Source organism: Sphingomonas psychrolutea (assembly GCF_014636175.1).
In the GTDB taxonomy this organism is placed as follows: Bacteria; Pseudomonadota; Alphaproteobacteria; order Sphingomonadales; family Sphingomonadaceae; genus Sphingomonas; species Sphingomonas psychrolutea.
This window is the reverse complement of record NZ_BMDW01000006.1, coordinates 144,910-160,849: the sequence shown is the minus strand read 5'-3', so window position 1 is coordinate 160,849 and position 15,940 is coordinate 144,910. Positions and strand designations below refer to the sequence as shown.

16 protein-coding genes are annotated in these 15,940 nt (G+C 64.5%); 8 read left to right on the top strand and 8 right to left on the bottom strand.

What is annotated here, in order from left to right; all coding sequences use genetic code 11:
• Position 1 precedes the first annotated feature (1 nt).
• From IEV62_RS06860 to IEV62_RS06845, 4 genes are all read left to right on the top strand, one after another.
• A complete protein-coding gene (locus IEV62_RS06860; protein ID WP_188446110.1) occupies positions 2–460 on the top strand; it encodes a PaaI family thioesterase in 459 nt (152 codons plus the stop codon).
• Positions 457–798 (top strand): DUF1491 family protein, encoded by a 342-nt coding sequence (locus tag IEV62_RS06855; RefSeq protein ID WP_188446109.1) that lies wholly within the window; start codon positions 457–459, stop codon positions 796–798. The genes IEV62_RS06860 and IEV62_RS06855 overlap by 4 nt, the downstream gene beginning before the upstream one ends.
• Positions 799–953: 155 nt before the next feature.
• Positions 954–1,616 carry a cell wall hydrolase gene (locus IEV62_RS06850; protein WP_188446108.1) on the top strand — a complete coding sequence of 221 codons (663 nt, stop codon included), beginning with the start codon at positions 954–956 and terminating at the stop codon, positions 1,614–1,616.
• 50 nt (positions 1,617–1,666) lie between these two features.
• Positions 1,667–2,173: an MmcB family DNA repair protein gene (locus tag IEV62_RS06845; protein ID WP_188446107.1), complete on the top strand. Its 507-nt coding sequence runs from the start codon at positions 1,667–1,669 to the stop codon at positions 2,171–2,173.
• On the opposite strand, the gene IEV62_RS06840 is transcribed toward IEV62_RS06845, so the two are convergent.
• A complete protein-coding gene (locus IEV62_RS06840) occupies positions 2,170–2,787 on the bottom strand; it encodes an ankyrin repeat domain-containing protein (RefSeq protein WP_188446106.1) in 618 nt (205 codons plus the stop codon). The two genes, IEV62_RS06845 and IEV62_RS06840, sit on opposite strands and share 4 nt — an antisense overlap.
• 90 nt (positions 2,788–2,877) lie before the next feature.
• Between IEV62_RS06840 and IEV62_RS06835 the strand changes: the two genes are divergently transcribed.
• The 3 genes from IEV62_RS06835 to IEV62_RS06825 are packed head-to-tail and all read left to right on the top strand — an operon-like array spanning position 2,878 to position 4,635.
• Positions 2,878–3,486 carry an SCO family protein gene (locus IEV62_RS06835; protein ID WP_229732876.1) on the top strand — a complete coding sequence of 203 codons (609 nt, stop codon included), beginning with the start codon at positions 2,878–2,880 and terminating at the stop codon, positions 3,484–3,486.
• 2 nt (positions 3,487–3,488) lie between these two features.
• Positions 3,489–3,938: a YcgN family cysteine cluster protein gene (locus IEV62_RS06830; protein WP_188446171.1), complete on the top strand. Its 450-nt coding sequence runs from the start codon at positions 3,489–3,491 to the stop codon at positions 3,936–3,938.
• A gap of 22 nt (positions 3,939–3,960) precedes the next feature.
• On the top strand, positions 3,961–4,635 hold the full coding sequence (locus tag IEV62_RS06825) for a M48 family metallopeptidase (protein WP_188446105.1): 675 nt from the start codon (positions 3,961–3,963) through the stop codon (positions 4,633–4,635).
• Here IEV62_RS06825 and IEV62_RS06820 read toward each other — a convergent pair.
• The 7 genes from IEV62_RS06820 to IEV62_RS06790 all read right to left on the bottom strand — a co-directional run bounded on the left by IEV62_RS06820 (position 4,611) and on the right by IEV62_RS06790 (position 12,854).
• Positions 4,611–6,758, bottom strand: a complete 2,148-nt coding sequence (locus IEV62_RS06820) for a transglycosylase domain-containing protein (RefSeq protein WP_188446104.1) — start codon at positions 6,756–6,758, stop codon at positions 4,611–4,613. The two genes, IEV62_RS06825 and IEV62_RS06820, sit on opposite strands and share 25 nt — an antisense overlap.
• A gap of 57 nt (positions 6,759–6,815) precedes the next feature.
• On the bottom strand, positions 6,816–7,274 hold the full coding sequence (gene msrB, locus IEV62_RS06815; RefSeq protein WP_188446103.1) for a peptide-methionine (R)-S-oxide reductase MsrB: 459 nt from the start codon (positions 7,272–7,274) through the stop codon (positions 6,816–6,818).
• Between the two features lie 16 nt (positions 7,275–7,290).
• Positions 7,291–8,409 (bottom strand): NAD(P)/FAD-dependent oxidoreductase, encoded by a 1,119-nt coding sequence (locus tag IEV62_RS06810; protein ID WP_188446102.1) that lies wholly within the window; start codon positions 8,407–8,409, stop codon positions 7,291–7,293.
• On the bottom strand, positions 8,388–9,104 hold the full coding sequence (locus tag IEV62_RS06805; RefSeq protein ID WP_188446101.1) for a methyltransferase domain-containing protein: 717 nt from the start codon (positions 9,102–9,104) through the stop codon (positions 8,388–8,390). Before IEV62_RS06805 ends, IEV62_RS06810 begins: the two co-directional genes overlap by 22 nt.
• Positions 9,101–10,174 carry a type III polyketide synthase gene (locus tag IEV62_RS06800; protein WP_188446100.1) on the bottom strand — a complete coding sequence of 358 codons (1,074 nt, stop codon included), beginning with the start codon at positions 10,172–10,174 and terminating at the stop codon, positions 9,101–9,103. The genes IEV62_RS06805 and IEV62_RS06800 overlap by 4 nt, the downstream gene beginning before the upstream one ends.
• Before the next feature lie 84 nt (positions 10,175–10,258).
• On the bottom strand, positions 10,259–11,749 hold the full coding sequence (locus IEV62_RS06795) for an MFS transporter (RefSeq protein WP_229732874.1): 1,491 nt from the start codon (positions 11,747–11,749) through the stop codon (positions 10,259–10,261).
• Between the two features lie 58 nt (positions 11,750–11,807).
• The gene (locus IEV62_RS06790) at positions 11,808–12,854 is read right to left on the bottom strand and encodes a LacI family DNA-binding transcriptional regulator (RefSeq protein ID WP_188446098.1); all 1,047 of its coding nucleotides are present in this window, start codon (positions 12,852–12,854) and stop codon (positions 11,808–11,810) included.
• A 209-nt stretch (positions 12,855–13,063) separates the two neighbouring features.
• Here IEV62_RS06790 and IEV62_RS06785 point away from each other — a divergent pair, with 209 nt between their 5' ends.
• Positions 13,064–15,934, top strand: coding sequence for a TonB-dependent receptor (locus tag IEV62_RS06785; RefSeq protein ID WP_229732872.1), 2,871 nt, complete (start codon positions 13,064–13,066; stop codon positions 15,932–15,934).
• The last annotated feature ends 6 nt before the right edge of the window (positions 15,935–15,940 follow it).

The window sequence follows — 15,940 nt, the reverse complement described above, 5'->3', positions numbered from 1 at the left end:
GATGGAGCACTCGCCCGCTGGGGCGGCGGCGCATTTCCGGGCGCTCGAATCGCTCTATGCCGCAGCGCCGATCAACCGCCTGTTCGACTCCACACTCGAAATTCCCGAAGCGGGGATCGCGCGAATCCACTTCACGCTTGATGAGCGCTATTTCCATGCGGCCGGTGCCGCACATGGCACGAGCTATTTCAAGATGCTCGATGATGCCGCCTTTTATGCCGCGAACAGCCTCGTCACCGACCGCTTTCTGCTAACGACTGCGTTCAACCTGTTGCTCACCAAACCGCTCCGCGCGGGGCCAGTGACTGCTGAGGGGCGCTGGATCTCGGGTCAGCGCCGCGTGTTCGTGGCCGAAGCGCGCCTGATCGATGCCGAGGGCGATGAAGCGGCGCGGGGAACCGGCACGTTTATGCGATCGCAGATTCCACTGGCCGGGTTGCCGGGATATCGCGCTTCATGAGCGGATCGCTGCCGACCGCGATCCTCGTGTCGGCTTTGCTTAAACGCGTCAACGACGCCGGTGGTATGGGCATGGTGCGTGCGCGCGGCGATGCCGAATCCGGCACTATCCTGCTGATCTTAAATGAGGAACCTGGGGCATCCCGACTGTTAGAGCGTGTGATCGGGGTGCACGGTAAGCCGGTATTCGTGGCAACCGGTCCCATCGACGCGAACGACGCCGGTGCTCGCGACGCATATTGGCGCAGGCGGCGGTCCCGTGATCCCGATTTGTGGGTGATCGAACTGGATATCGCATCGGCAGAACGATTCGCCGCAGAAACGATCCTCGATGGTTGACGGCGCTGCGCTGCACAACGATAGGCCGCCGCCTTAGTCACGCGCGTTGTGCCGTGCCGGGTGCGATCCGGCGAGGTTACGCAGTCGGGGGGCTGTCCGGGTGGGCGACATCGTGTCGCGCATGTCCGCGCACCAACCGCATTTTAGTCGTTTTCATGTCGTTTTCGAATCGCGTCGCTACCTTTGCGACGGTTACTTTCGCCCTTGCCGCTTTGATCGGCATTGGTACTCCTGGCTTCGCGCAGGAAATCAATCGTGCCATTAACGTGCCGACCCTTGCTTCGGTTCCTGCCCAAGCCACCGCGAACCAGCCGGTTCTGACGCCCGCCATCGCGACCAGCGCTGGACCGACCGACCCTCTCGATTCCTCCGCGAGCGATGATCTTCAGAACGGTGATACCGTCGAATATGGCACGCTCGCAGATGCCGTTGCCGCACAGTCGATGCCGGAAACGATCGCCGACGATCTGCAGTGCATGGCCGGCGCGATCTATTTCGAATCGAAGGGCGAGCCGCTCACTGGCCAGCTTGCTGTCGCCGAGGTTATCCTCAACCGCACCAAATCCGGGCGCTTCCCCAAGTCGGTTTGTTCGGTCGTCACGCAGCGCGGACAATTCTCGTTTGTCCGCGGTGGCCGCGTTCCGGCGATCGCGCTGAACAAGCAGTATCGCACCGCCGTTGCCGTCGCACGCGTTGCGCTCGCCGATGCGTGGGACAGCCCCGCCTCGGGTGCGATGTACTTCCACGCGCGCCGCGTTTCGCCAAGCTGGAACCGCACCCAAGTCGCTGCGATCGGAAATCACGTCTTCTATCGCTGAAGCAAGCGCGTCGGATTTGACGCGTTCGTGAAATGTTCTAGGATTGGGGGATGCTGCAACCGCCCCCCGATTCAGCGATAGCCGCGTGTGCCGAGCCTTTCGGATCGCAGTTGTGCGCCGCCGATGTGGCGCGCGGCACGATCCGACTGTTGCTGCGCCACGATCTTGTCGCGCTCGCCGAAGTCCCGCTCGACGGCAATCGCCGTGCCGATCTGATGGCCATCGATGCGCGCGGTCGAATCGTCATCGTCGAGATCAAGGTATCGCGCGCCGATTTGTTGGGTGACGCGAAATGGCCGGACTATCTCGGCTGCTGCGACCGTTATTATTGGGCAGTCCCGGCCGGGTTCGACATCGGACCGCTCGACGGCCCCGCCTTCCTGCCCGCGCGAACCGGCATCATCGTCGCTGACCGTTACGACGCGGCGATCGTGCGCGAGGCGGATACCGAAGCGGTTTCCGCCGCGACGCGCAAGCGTGTGACCTTGGCCTTTGGACGGCGCGCCGGGCGGCGTTTGATCGCGTTGACCGATCCCGACGCGCAACCGCTGCTTTAGAGCTTCGGGCCGGATACTGCGCGCCGAACCTTTTTCGGCGCTGCGTCGAGCATCGTGGCGATGGCGGGGGAGCGCGTGTCCTGATGCGCATAATCGCGCGCCGAAAAACCCTGCAAATGGTCGGCTTGGTCGGGGTCGCCGCCAAGATCGAGCAATTCGCGCACCATCGGCTGGTCGCGGCGCTGCACCGCGATGATCAGCGCGGTCTCGCCGCTCGCGTTGCCGAGATTGGGATTGGCCCCGCCCTTGATGAGCACGCTGATCAACTCGCCGCGCCCCAGCCGCGCTGCGATCAGCAAGGCGGTCTCGCCCTTGCCGTCGCGCAGGTTCGCGTCCGCACCCTTGGAGAGGAGATAACTGAGATACGGCAAGTCGCCACGCCGCGTCACGATATGCAGCGCGCCTTCGCCCGATACGACATCGCGGGTGTTGACGACGGTTGCGCCAGGCTTGTCGAGAAAGGCGATGACCTCGTCATTCTTCGAATCCTTCACGGCCTGAAGAAATTTGTAGCCCGGCGACTGGCCGAGCTGCGCCGTGGCGGGCCCGGCGATCGTCATTGCCATCGGTACGGCAATCAGGGCGAGGGCAAAGGAGGAGACACGAAAAAGCATCGAACACGTCCTGGCTGACAGGTGGGTTTTGAAATGGGTCATGGGCTTGGGTAAATGCGGCAAACCTTGCACCGTATCGCCTAACAGATCATGGCTGGCGGCGCCATGAACCAGATTTTCCGCGCCATCTCGATCCTGTTGCTCGCCGCTTTGCCGATTGCGTGTGGCGGCCCTGCTACGCCCGGCCGCGCGCCGCTCGAGGGCGTGAAGATCGGCGGGCCGTTCAGTCTGATCGATCAGGATGGCAAGCCACGCACCGATCGGGATTTTGCCGGACGCTATCGCATCGTCTATTTCGGTTACACCTTCTGCCCCGATGTCTGCCCGACCGACGTCCAGACGATTGGCGCGGGGCTGCGCGCATTCGAGGCGCAGGACCCCGCGCGGGCGGCCAAGGTTGTGCCGATTTTCGTAACGGTCGACCCCACGCGCGATACGTCGGCGGTGCTCAAGGCGTTCGTTTCGGCCTTTCACCCGCGCATGGTCGGCCTGACCGGGACCCCGCAAGCGATTGCGGCGGCGGCCAAGGCGTATGGCATCTATGTCGAGGCCGAAAAGCCCAATGCCGAGGGCGGCTATCTCGTCGCGCACAGCCGCTTCGCCTATCTGATGGATCCGGCCGGCATGCCGATCGCTTTGCTGCCGCAAGACAAGACGCCGCAGGATGTCGCGGCGGAACTCAACCGGTGGGTGCGCTGACGATGTCGGATGGCAGCAAAGGCAGTGGCAAATTCTGGGAAGAACCGATCGACACGCTCGATCGCGGCCAGTGGGAGGCCTTGTGCGACGGCTGCGGTAAATGCTGCGTCCACAAGCTCGAGGATGAGGAAACCGGCGAGCTGTTGCCGACCAACGTGTCGTGCCGCTTGCTCGACCGTGCGACGGCACAATGTTCGAATTACAAACATCGCCACGCCTATGTCAGCGAATGCGTCCGCCTGAGCCGCGCCAATGTCCGCACGATCGACTGGTTGCCCGCAACCTGCGCCTATCGGCTGCGCGCGGCCGATGAGCCGTTGTACGACTGGCACTATCTCGTTTCGGGCGACCGGGAATCGGTCCACCGTGCGGGCCAGTCGGTGCGCGGCTGGACCGTGTCGGAGGACGATGCGGGCGAGCTCGAATTTCATTTGGTCGACCGCGAGCTGTGAAGCCAATGCGGATCGGGGTGGCATGAGCGCGCCGGTCGAAATCGTCCGCAATGCCCGTGCCCGTCGCGCCCGGCTGTCGGTCGACAGCGCGACCGGGCGGGTCCGGTTGGTGCTGCCGCTGCGCGCCCCGCTCAAGGCGGCCTTGGCTTGGGCCGAAGAGAAAGCGGATTGGATTGCGGCGCAGCGGGCGCGCTTGCCCCAACCCGTCCCGTTTGCGCCAGGTGCCGAGATCCCGTTCGGCGACGGCGCTTTGACGATCGCCTGGGACGAGCGCGCGCCGCGCCGCGTGGAGCGCGTCGGCGATGTCTTGCGCTGCGGCGGAACCGAAGACGGCCTGTCGCGCCGCGTTGCCATGTGGCTGAAGCGCGAGGCGCTGCGCGTGTTGAGCGCCGAAACCGTCGAATTCGCGGCCCGCGCCGGGGTCGAAGTTACGAAGGTAGCGATTGGCGATCCGAAGACGCGCTGGGGCAGCTGCGCGTCGTCGGGGACGATCCGCTATAGCTGGCGCTTGATCCTGATGCCCACCTTCGTTCGACGATCGACCGTCGCGCACGAAGTCGCGCACCGGCTGCACATGAACCACAGCGCGCAGTTTTATCGTGTCGTCGCGGTTCTCGACGAAGGTGAACCGGACGCGTCGCGTCGCTGGCTCCGCGCAAACGGTGCCGCGCTTCACTGGGTTGGGCGCGGATCCTGACGATCGGCCGGCGGCGTGCGCGTCGGGGCGGGCGCAGGGCGCGAGGGTTCGCGGCCTAGCACGCGGTCGATCCAGGCTTGATCGAGCTTCTGATCGTCTTTCTTGTCGGCGGGTGGGGCGCCTGGTTGTTCGGCGGACCCACGACTTTCGATCGGGTTGCCATCGGCATCGACTTGCTGCCCCGGCGGGAGCGGCGCGGTGTCGCCTGGCGCGAGCGGATTGCCATTTTCGTCGACGAACAGGCCGTTATCGGCCTCCCCGAAATAGGATTCCTGATCGGGTTCGAGCTGGAATTCGGGCAAGGTCACTTTGGTATCGAACTCTTCGGGCGGACGGCTCGCCACCGCAATTTTCATGAATGTGGCAAACGCCTTGGCCGGCGCGGTGCCGCCGTGCAGGCCGGGGATCGGCTTTGCATCGTCACGCCCCATCCACACGCCCGTCGTCAGCCCGCTCGAAAAGCCGAGGAACCAGCCATCCTTGCTCGATGTCGTCGTGCCGGTCTTGCCCGCGACCGGGCGACCGATCTGCGCGGCGCGGCCGGTGCCGGTATTGACCGTCGTCTGCAACAGGTCGGTCATTTGCGCCGCGACGTAGGGCGCGACCAGCACATGGCTGGTATCGACCGACTGCGCATAGATCGTCTCGCCCGAGGCGGTCACCTTGGTGATGCCATAGGGGGTGACTGCGACGCCCTTATTGCCGACGCTGGCAAACGCACGCGTCATGTCGATCAAGCGCACCTCGGACGTACCGAGCACCATCGAGGGATGCGTGTTGACCTTGGTCGTGATGCCAAAGCGCCGCGCCATATCGGCGACGGTCGCGAAACCAACCTCCTGGCCAAGCTTCGCCGCAACCGTGTTGAGCGAATAGGCAAAGGCGGTACGCAAGCTCACCGCGCCGCTGTTGCGCCGCGAATCGTTGCGCGGGCTCCACCCGTCGATCGTGATCGGCTCGTCGACGATCGAATCCTCGACCTTATGCCCCGCCTCGAGTGCCGCCAGATAGACGAACAGCTTGAACGCCGAGCCCGGCTGGCGCTGGGCTTGCGTCGCGCGATTGTAGATCGACGTGACATAATCGGTCCCGCCGACCATTGCGCGGACCGCGCCGTCGCGGTCGATCGACACCAAAGCCCCTTGCGCGCCCTTCGGCGCATTCGCCTGGATCGCAGCATCGGCGGCACGCTGCATATTGAGATCGAGCGTCGTCCACACTTCCAATGGGCGCTGCGTTTCGTCGATCAGCACTTCGAGCTGCGGGAGCGCCCAATCGGTGAAATAGCGCACGCTGTTCTGCCGTGCTTCGGGGACGAAGGCGATCGCACCGACGCCGGCTTCTGCGTCTTGCGCTTGCGCCGGGGTGATCGCGCCGGTTTCCTGCATCACCGACAGCACGACTCGCGCGCGACCGCGCGCCGCGTCGATATCGGCGGTCGGCGAATAATTGGACGGCGCCTTGACCAGCCCGGCGATGACCGCCGCTTCGCTTAAACTCAGATGATCGGCACCGTGGCCGAAGAATTTCCGGCTCGCCGCGTCGATGCCGTACGCGCCGCCGCCGAAATAGACCTTGTTGAGGTACAGTTCGAGCACTTGATCCTTGCTGAACTTGCGCTCCAGCGCGAGTGCGAGGATGCCCTCGCGGATCTTGCGATCGAACCTTTTGTTCGAATTGAGGAAAATGTTGCGCGCAATCTGCTGGGTGATCGTCGATCCGCCCTGCCGCCAATGGCCCTTCTCGATCCGCACCTGGACCGATCGCGCCATGCCGATCGGATCGACGCCAGGGTGCATGCGGAAGCGGCGATCCTCGACCGAGATCATCGCATCGCGCATCACCGCCGGAATGCGATCATAGGGCAGCCATTCGCCATAGCTCGGGCCGATCGACACGATCACCGTGCCATCGGCGGCATGGACGCGAATCATCTGGCCGTTGGGCGAGGATTTCAGCTCGTCATAGCTCGGCAATTGCCCTTGCGAGACATAGACCGTGATCGCAAGAATGATGAACGCCAGCAGGGCAAGGCCGCCCGCAATTTGCAAGCCCAGCACGCTGCGCCGACGCCAGAGCGGCGCCTTGGCAGAACGGGGGGTGGAGAAATAAGAACGGGCCATCGAGCGATCGCAGCGTTAGGCTTTACGGCGCGCGCCGACAAGCCGTGACGCCAAGGATTAACCGTGCAGTTCGTCGCGTGTTGCGCCCTCTCCGGCGCTTTCCCCGGCACCTTCGGCGGCGGCTTCGCGCCCGCGGAAATCGAGGCTCAGCGAATTCATGCAATAGCGCAGACCTGTCGGCGGTGGGCCGTCGGGGAAGACATGGCCAAGATGCCCGTCGCAGCGCGCACAGCGGGCTTCGGTGCGGGTCATGCCGTGGCTGGTGTCGCGATGCTCGATCACGCGCTCAGGCGAAATCGGTTGGGTAAAGCTCGGCCAGCCCGACCCGGAATCATATTTGTCCGCCGAATCGAACAAGGGCTGCCCGCAGCCGCCGCAGCGATACAGCCCGTTGGCCTTGTTATTGTTGTACCGCCCGGAGAAAGCGGGTTCGGTCCCGGCCTCGCGCAGCACGTGATACGCCTCGGGGCTCAACTTCTTGTGCCATTCGGTTTCGGACAAAGTGATGTGATCCATGGGTACGATGTTCCTGTCAGCGGGGGCTGTCGTCAAGCGGGGAATGGCCGATCCGCGTCAGCGACGCGATCGTATCGATCAAGCGTGGAATATGGGACAGCAGCGGCAGCGCGGCAAGGGTCACGCGGGGGCGTTCGGCCGCATCGCGCACCAGCCCGGCCAGCGCGATCGGGCGCCGCGTCGCCCGCGCGAAGTCACGCTGGAATCGTGGTGCCGCCGCCGCGCCGCCGCCCAGAAAGGCATGCGCCGCGCGGAGTCCGCTGGCGATCGCGATGCCCATACCCTCGCCCGCAAGCGACGGGATGACCCCGGCCTGATCGCCGAGCCGGAACAGGCCGCCCACGCCGTGCGTGGCGCGCCAGCCATAGGGCACGTTGGCGATCGCATCGATCGCTTCGCTGCCGCTGCGATAGGCCAGGCGTTCGCCGAGTCGGGGGTACTGTTGCGCAAGGGCGTCGAGCAACGCGGCAGGGGATCCCGCCGCCAGCATCGCCGAGCGGTGGACCGCCATGCAGACGTTGGCGCTATTATCCTCCTGCAAATTGATCCCGACATAGCCGCGATCGAACAGATGCAGCTCGACCGCATCGCCGATCAGCCGGGTAAGGCCCGGCGCGGCGGCGAGCCGGATACGCAGCCCCAGCACCGGATCGTCGCCGCGTGCCTCCGCGGGCCGTGCTGCACCGCGCACGTCATGCTTTCCGCTTGCGAGGAACAGCGTATCGCTTGCGAGCGCTGCACCATCGTCGAGCGACGCGGTCGTGCCCTCAAGGCTGCGCACGGTAACGCCGCGCTCGACCGCGGCCCCCGCCGCCACCGCTCGGGCGAGCAAAACGGTGTCGAGCGTGCGCCGGGAGACGCCAAGCGCCGGACGCGGCAAGGCTGCCTCGATCACACGCTCACCCGCGATGATCCGCGTCCGCGTAATCCGCGCCGCGCCCAAGGCGCTCGGCTCGACCCCGAGCCGCGCGAGCGACTCAAGCGTGCGCCAGCTCAGGAACCCGCCGCAAATCGCATCGCCGGTTTCGCGGCTGCGCTCGACCAGCACATGGGTCGCGCCAGCGCGCGCAAGCACGATCGCGGCACTTGCCCCGGCCGGGCCACCGCCGACGATTAGTGTGGGGATTGGGCGCACAGCGTTTCCACACACAATTTTTCAACACACAGGCGAAACGGGAAGGCACGATAAACCCGCGCATCGACGCCGGCCTCAGCCAGGATCGGGGGCCATTCCGCGGGTCGATACGACCGTGCGATCGACAGCGTCCCGTCATGCCGGACGATCGGGTGCCAGCGTGCGAGCGTGGCGAGCAGTGGATAGCCGAAATACGCAAAGCCGTGGCGGTGGAGATCGTTGACCAGCCAGCCAGCAGCGCTTTCGCGCTCCATGAAGCGTAGGAAGGAAACGAGTTGGTCGTGCGTCATGTGGTGCGCGACCAAGCTGGAGATGACAAAATCCCACCCTTCCCCGGCATGATCGGCATAATCGCCGGTTCGATACCGGATCGGCAGCTCCGCCGACGTATGCGCTGTCGCCGCGGCTTGGCTGCGCGGATTGAGGTCGACGCCGAACAGTTCGGCCTCAAGGCCGCGTTTCGCCGCCCAGCGCGCGATCCGGCGCAGCATGTCGCCATCGCCATAGCCAACATCGAGCAGCCTGAAGCGCGTCATGCCCGCAGTCCCACGCCGCAGGAAATCGAGCGTCGGGCGCGCGGCCATCGTCACGACATTGACCTTGGCGAGGTCCCCGACCACCGCCGCATAGGTTTCGGACGCCAGATCGTCGGCGTCCATCAGCTCTTCGGCCATGGCGCGAGTCGCCAACGTCACGCCGCGCTCCGGAAGCCGAAGCCTTCGGCGGCAAGACCGGGGCCGAACGCCAGCGCCACGCCGTCGTGGATCGGCGGGCCGCCGAGCAAGCGCGCCAGCACGAACATCAGCGTTGCGGACGACATATTGCCGAAATCCGCCAGCACCCCGCGCGACGCGGCGAGCACACCTTGCTGGAGATGCAGCGCGCTTTCGACCGCATCAAGGATCGAGCGGCCACCGGCATGGACCGCCCACCCGTCGATCTCGCTCGGGTCGCGCCCACCGGTCGCGGCGGCGGCGAAGGCGGGGTCGGCGAGCCCAGCGGCAATCCGCGCCGGGACTTCGCCCGACAAATGCATCGCAAAGCCGCGGTCGGTAATGTCCCAGCGGATCAAGCCCGCCGAATCGGGCAAGGTTGTCGCGAACGGCTGGCCGAGTGCCAGGCCGACCGGTTCGGCGGTGACGAGCGCGGCGGCGGCCCCATCGCCGAACTGCAGCATCGCCAGTAATGGCTCTAGCGCAGGATTATCCTGCAAATGCAGCGTCGACAGCTCGACGCACAGGACCAACACGCGCGCGTGCGGGTCGGAGCGAACGATGTGGCGCGCGCTGCGCAGGGCCGCGACGGCGGCGTAACAGCCCATGAAGCCGACCAGCAACCGCTCGACCGAGGGCGCAAGGCCGATCTGCGCGGCGATGATCTGGTCGATGCCGGGGGCGACGAAGCCGGTGCAGCTCGCCACCACGAAATGCGTGATGCCGTCGAGCGCGACTTGCGCGCGCAACGCTTCGATCGCAGCGATGCTCAGGACCGGGGCGGCCTCGGCATAAAGCCGCATCCGCTCGGCCGTACCGGGCAGCAGATCGCGCGCGTAAAAGCCGCCGGGATCGACCGGCGATCCACCATCCGCGCCGCGCGGCAACACCGACCAGCGGTGCCCGATCGCGGCACGCCCCGCCATCCGATCGAACACGCGCGCGGCGCGTTCATCGGGCAGCCGCGTGCGCGCCCAGCCGATAAAGGCTTGATGGATGTCGTGATCGGGAACGGCGGTGCCGATCGCGGCGATATGGGCAGTAGGATGCAAAGCAGGCTTTCGGGCGGCGCGGGCGGGGTGCGTCCGGTCCAGGCGTAACGCTACCCCAGCCGATACGATCCGCAAAGCCCGGCCTTATGCCGTATCGACTCGCACCCGCAGCATCGCGAGCGCCGCCAGCGCCATCACCACGGCGGCGAACAGCATCGTCCAGATCGGCTCGTTGGGAAAAAACGCCTGCATGATCGAGCCCATGACCGTCGCCACCAGCAATTGCGGAATTACGACGAAGACGTTGAACAGCCCCATATAGATGCCAAGCTTGCGCTGCGGCAGGCTCGAAGCGAGGATCGCATAGGGCATGGCGAGGATCGAGGCCCAGGCGATGCCGATGCCGATCTCGCTCAGCAGCAGCATCTGCGGGTCGCGAATCACCAGAAAACTGGCATAGCCTGCCGCCCCACATAGCAGGCCGACGACATGCGTTCGCGCCGCGCCGATTCGCTTGGCAAGGAACGGCAACAGCGTCAGCGCGGCGATCGCGGCGACGCCATTATACGTGCCGAACAGGACATCGACCCAGCTTGCGCCTTCCTGATAGCGCGCGCTCGTCGGATCGCTTGCGCCAAAGGCATATTGCGCGACGATCGGGGTGGTGTTGATCCACATGATGAACAGTGCCGACCAACTGAAGAATTGCACCAGCGCGAGGCGTTTCATCAGATCGGGCATACCCGAGAAGTCGCCGACGATATGGCCGAGCATCGACGCCGAATTCCCGGCGCGCGCCCGCGCAATCGCGATGATGCTGGCGATGCCATAGCCGCCCAGCAGTCCGCCAAGCAGATAGACTTCCTTCTTGAGCCCGAACCCGGCAACCGTAGCGATCACCGCGACCCCGCCCGCGATCCACCACAGACTGCCGGTGAAGGTGCGCGCGGCGAGCAAGCGCAGCGTTTCGCTCTCCTGTTGGGTCGTGCCGTCGAACGCGGCCATTTCGGCGGGCGAATATTCGCGCGTCGTCAGCACCGTCCACAACACCGACAGGAAGAGTGCCGCCCCGCCGAACCAGAAGGCGTAGCGCACCGTATCGGGAATTACGCCGGGAGCAGCGGTATTGGCGACCCCCCAATGTTCGAGCAATTTGGGGAAGATCGACCCGACCACCGCCCCCGCCCCGATAAAGGCGGTCTGCACGGCATAGCCGACGCTGTGCTGATCCTTGCGCAACATATCGCCGACGAACGCGCGGAACGGCTCCATCGAAATGTTGAGCGAAGCGTCGAGCACCCACAGCATAACGGCGGCGAACAGCAGCAGGTTCGCCAGCGGCATGACGAACAAGGCGAGCGTGGCGAGGATCGCACCGGTCAGGAAATAGGGTCGCCGCCGCCCCAGCCGCCCAAGCCAGGTCTTGTCCGACAGGTGCCCGATGATCGGCTGGACCAACAGCCCGGTCAGCGGGGCCGCGACCCACAGCGCCGGCAAATCGTCGAGATTGCTGCCGAGCGTCTGAAAAACGCGGCTCATATTGGCGTTTTGCAGCGCAAAGCCGATCTGGATGCCGAAAAAGCCGAACGAGATGTTCCACAGTCCGGCAAAGGACTGGCGCGGCCGTTCGTTCACTGATCCATCCCCTGCGCTTTTATCGCCTGTACGCGCGGTCGTGGCGGGGAACGCGGTGTCAGTCGCCATGAATACGTATGTCGCTCGACGCGCGCACGACCAGGCGCGGCGGCAGGATCGCGGTGGCGGTCGCCTCCCCCCGGATCCGCGCGAGCAGCGTGTCGACGAGGAATTCGCCGGCGCGGCGATAATCCTGCGCGACGGTCGTGAGCGGCGGATGCGCGAGCGTAGCGGCGGGCAAATCGTCGAAGCCGATGATCTTGACGTCGTCGGGAACGCGGCGCCCCGCCTCGGCCAGTGCGCGCATCGCGCCGATCGCGATCAGATCGCTCGCGGCGAAGATCGCGTCGAAATCACGCGCGCGCGCCAGCAGCGTGACGGCGGCGGCATAACCCGAGGCTTCGGTGGTGATCGCATCGACTTGCAGCGCGGGGTCGAACAGCATGCCCGCCTCGTCGATCGCTTCGCCGAGGCCACGATAGCGATCCTCGAATTCGGGATAATGGCTCGACGCTTCGCCCAGAAACGCGATCCGGCGGCACCCTTGCGCGATCAGATGGCGTCCGGCGTCGCGCCCGCCGCGGACATTGTCGCAGCCGACCGTCGCATCGGCGGCGCGGTTCGACCGCACCGATCCCCAACGTACGAAATGCGTGTTCTGCGCCGCGAGCAAATCGAGCCGCGCGCGATATTGCTCATAATCGCCATAGCCGAGCAGGATGATGCCGTCGGCTTTGCGGCTATCCTCATAATCGACGTGCCAGTCGTTCGACAGCTGCTGAAACGAAATCAGCAAATCATAGCCGCGCAAAGCGCACGTCCGTGTGATCGACCCGAGCATCGCCAGGAAGAACGGGTTGATCAGCGAATCGTCGGGTGTGGGATCTTCGAAAAACAGCAAGGCGAGCGTGTTCGAACTGCCGCGCCGCAAGTTCGACGCATTCTTGTCGACCTTATAGTTGAGCTGTTGCGCGATCGCTTCGATCCGCAGCCGCGTGGCTGCGCTGACCGTCCGGTCGCCGCGCAGCGCGCGCGACACGGTCGGTTGCGACACGCCGGCGAGCGCCGCAATATCGAAAGATGTCGGTTTGTCGTTCAGCGCCATTTGCGCAAGCGGTTCCTCAGCCTGATCGGCGCCGGGCTTCCGGTCGCCGCACCCGGTGTACGCCTTGCCCGACGCTTACGAAAGACCCCTGCCGGGGCAGGTTTGAATACGTATGTCGTTTCCTTGGCTTTGCAATCGCCCGGGCGCAATCACGCTGGCGAAACGCTCAACGCGCAAAAGACGCCGTGGAGCCAAAGGGGAGAGAGAGCATGATCGCATCGATGCGCCGTGAGGCGACGCAATTCCGCACCACCTTGTCATTGGGGACGAGCATCGGCGCACTGGGGGCGGCGCTGCTGCTATTCGGCACCACTGCCGCGCACGCGCAGACTGCGCCGGCGACCGACACGCCGGCCGCCGACGCGGACGACAAGGAAATCGTCGTCACCGGCTTCCGCGCCTCGCTGCAAAGTGCAGTCAACGCCAAGAAAACGCGCGATCAGGTCGTCGAATCGATTTCGGCGGAAGATATCGGCAAGCTGCCCGACGCCTCGATCGCGGAATCGATCGCGCGCTTGCCGGGCCTGACCTCGCAACGTGTCTCGGGCCGCTCGAACGCGATCTCGATCCGCGGTTTCGCCCCCGATTTTTCGACCACCTTGCTCAACGGGCGCGAGCAGACCTCGACCGGCGACAATCGCGCGGTCGAATATGACCAATATCCGTCGGAAATCATCAGCTCGGTACTCGTCTACAAGACGCCGCAAGCCAATATTATCGGCCAGGGCCTGTCGGGTACGGTCGATCTCAAGACGGTCCGTCCGCTCGAATATGGCAAGCCTGCGATCTCGATCGGCGGGCGCGGCACCTATGCCGATCTCGGCAAGCTCAACGCCGAATCGCAGGATGTCGGCTACCGCGTCAATGGCACTTTCATCGACCAGTTCGCCAACGACACGATCGGCGTTGCGCTGTCTGCCAGCTATCTCAACGAACCGTATCAGATCCAGGAATTCAACGCCTGGGGCTATGCCGGCGGCGGTACCGCGGCGAACCCGGTCGTGATCGGCGGCTCCAAATCCTATGCCACCTCGACCACGCTCAAGCGGCTCGGGCTTCAGGGCACGCTCGAATGGCGCCCGACACCCAATTTCACCACGACCATCGACGGTTTCTATTCCGATTTCAGCGATAATCAGATCAAGCGCGGGATCGAACTGCCGCTCGGCTTTGACGTTAACAACAGCGCCACCGCGCCGAATGCGACCAAGCTGAACGTCACCGCCAATGACGGCGTGTTCGCAACGGCGGGCACCTTTTCCAACGTCGAGGGTGTGGTCCGCAACGACGCCTTCCAACGCAAGGCAAAGCTCTATTCGTTCGGCTGGAACGGTAAGTGGACCGGCGACGACGGCTGGAACGTAATGGGCGATTTCAGCTATTCGAAGACCGACCGCAACGAACTGATCCTCGAATCCAACGCCGGCACCGCGCGCGGGCAGGATACCGGTGCGGTCGACACGATCGGCTTCACCAGCAATTCGAACGGCACGGTGTTCCGCCCGACGCTCAATTACGGCGACTATAACCTCATCAAGCTGACCAGCCCGCTTGGCTGGGGTGGCAATCAGACCGGCGTGGACGGCAAGCAGATCCTCAACGGTCAGGACGGTTATTATAACAACCGCATCATCAAGGACGAACTGAAGCAGTATCGTCTCGAGGTCGAGAAGGAGACCGACGGCTTCCTCAAGAGCGTGCAATTCGGCCTGAATTATACCGACCGCTCCAAATCGCTGACTCCGGACGAGGCGTTTCTTGGGCTGGTTGCCAACACCAACGGCACCACGGACGTCGTCGTTCCGACGCAGTTCCGACTGCCGACGACGAATCTGAACTATCTCGGGCTCGGGCCGGTGATCAGCTATGATCCGATCGCGTTGCTCAACGCCGGGATCTATCAGCTCGTCAAGAATCCGTATGGCGATGTGGTGGTCAAGGCGTACAACGTCACCGAGCGGCTGATGACCAGCTACCTCCAGGCCAATATCAAGCAGCTGATCGGATCGAACACGCTGACCGGCAATGTCGGCGTCCAGGCGGTCTTCACCGATCAGCATTCAAGCGGTGCGCAGGCGGCGTATCTTGGCACCAATCCCAACGGATCGCCCAACATCGCGGGCATTCCCCGGCGCGAGGGCGCGAATTACGCCGATATTCTGCCCAGCCTCAATCTGTCGTTCCGCACGGCGAGCGATTTCGTGTTCCGCTTCAGCGCGGCGCGCGAGACGATCCGTCCGCGGCTCGACGATATGCGCGCTTCGCTTAGCTATGGCACGACCGTCGGCGACAATGGCGGAATCGCCAACCCGCTGCCGAACCGTACCTATGCCGTGGTGCGGGGTGGATCGGGCAACCCCGATCTACGGCCGTGGCGTGCCAATGCGGTCGATCTCACGTTCGAGAAATACTTCGGCACCAAGGGATATGTTGCCCTCCAGCTCTTCTACAAGGACCTGAAGAGCTACATCTATAACGCCGATGTACCGTTCGATTTCACCGGCTTTCCGGTCCAGTCGGCCGGTGTCGACGGCAATGGCCTGCCGATCATCATCAATTATCAAGGCACCGTGAACGTGCCGATCAACGGCAATGGCGGCAGCCTGTACGGTGTGGAATTGGCAGCCACCTTCCCGCTGGCTACGCTGACCCGCGCGCTCGATGGTTTCGGCGTGACCGGCGGCGTTTCCTATACGAAGACCAAGATCAGCCCGACTCCGGGTGCCCCAGCCGAGGACATCCCTGGCTATTCGAAATATGTCGCCAACGGCACCGCCTATTTCGAGAAATGGGGTTTCTCGGCCCGCGCCAGCGCGCGCTATCGCTCGACTTTCATCGGCGAACTGTCGGGCTTTGGCGGCGCGCGGACGCGGCGCCGTGCACGCGATGAGACGATCATCGATGCGCAAATCGGCTATGATTTCAGCAGTGGGTTTGCCAAGGGCCTCTCGCTGTTCGTGCAGGGGCAGAACCTGACCAACTCGCCGTTCGTGACCGCCGATCCGCGTGACGATCGTGCGGTGATCGACTATCAAACCTATGGTCGCCGCTATCTTGCGGGTGCCAGCTTCAAGTTCTGATTCGAT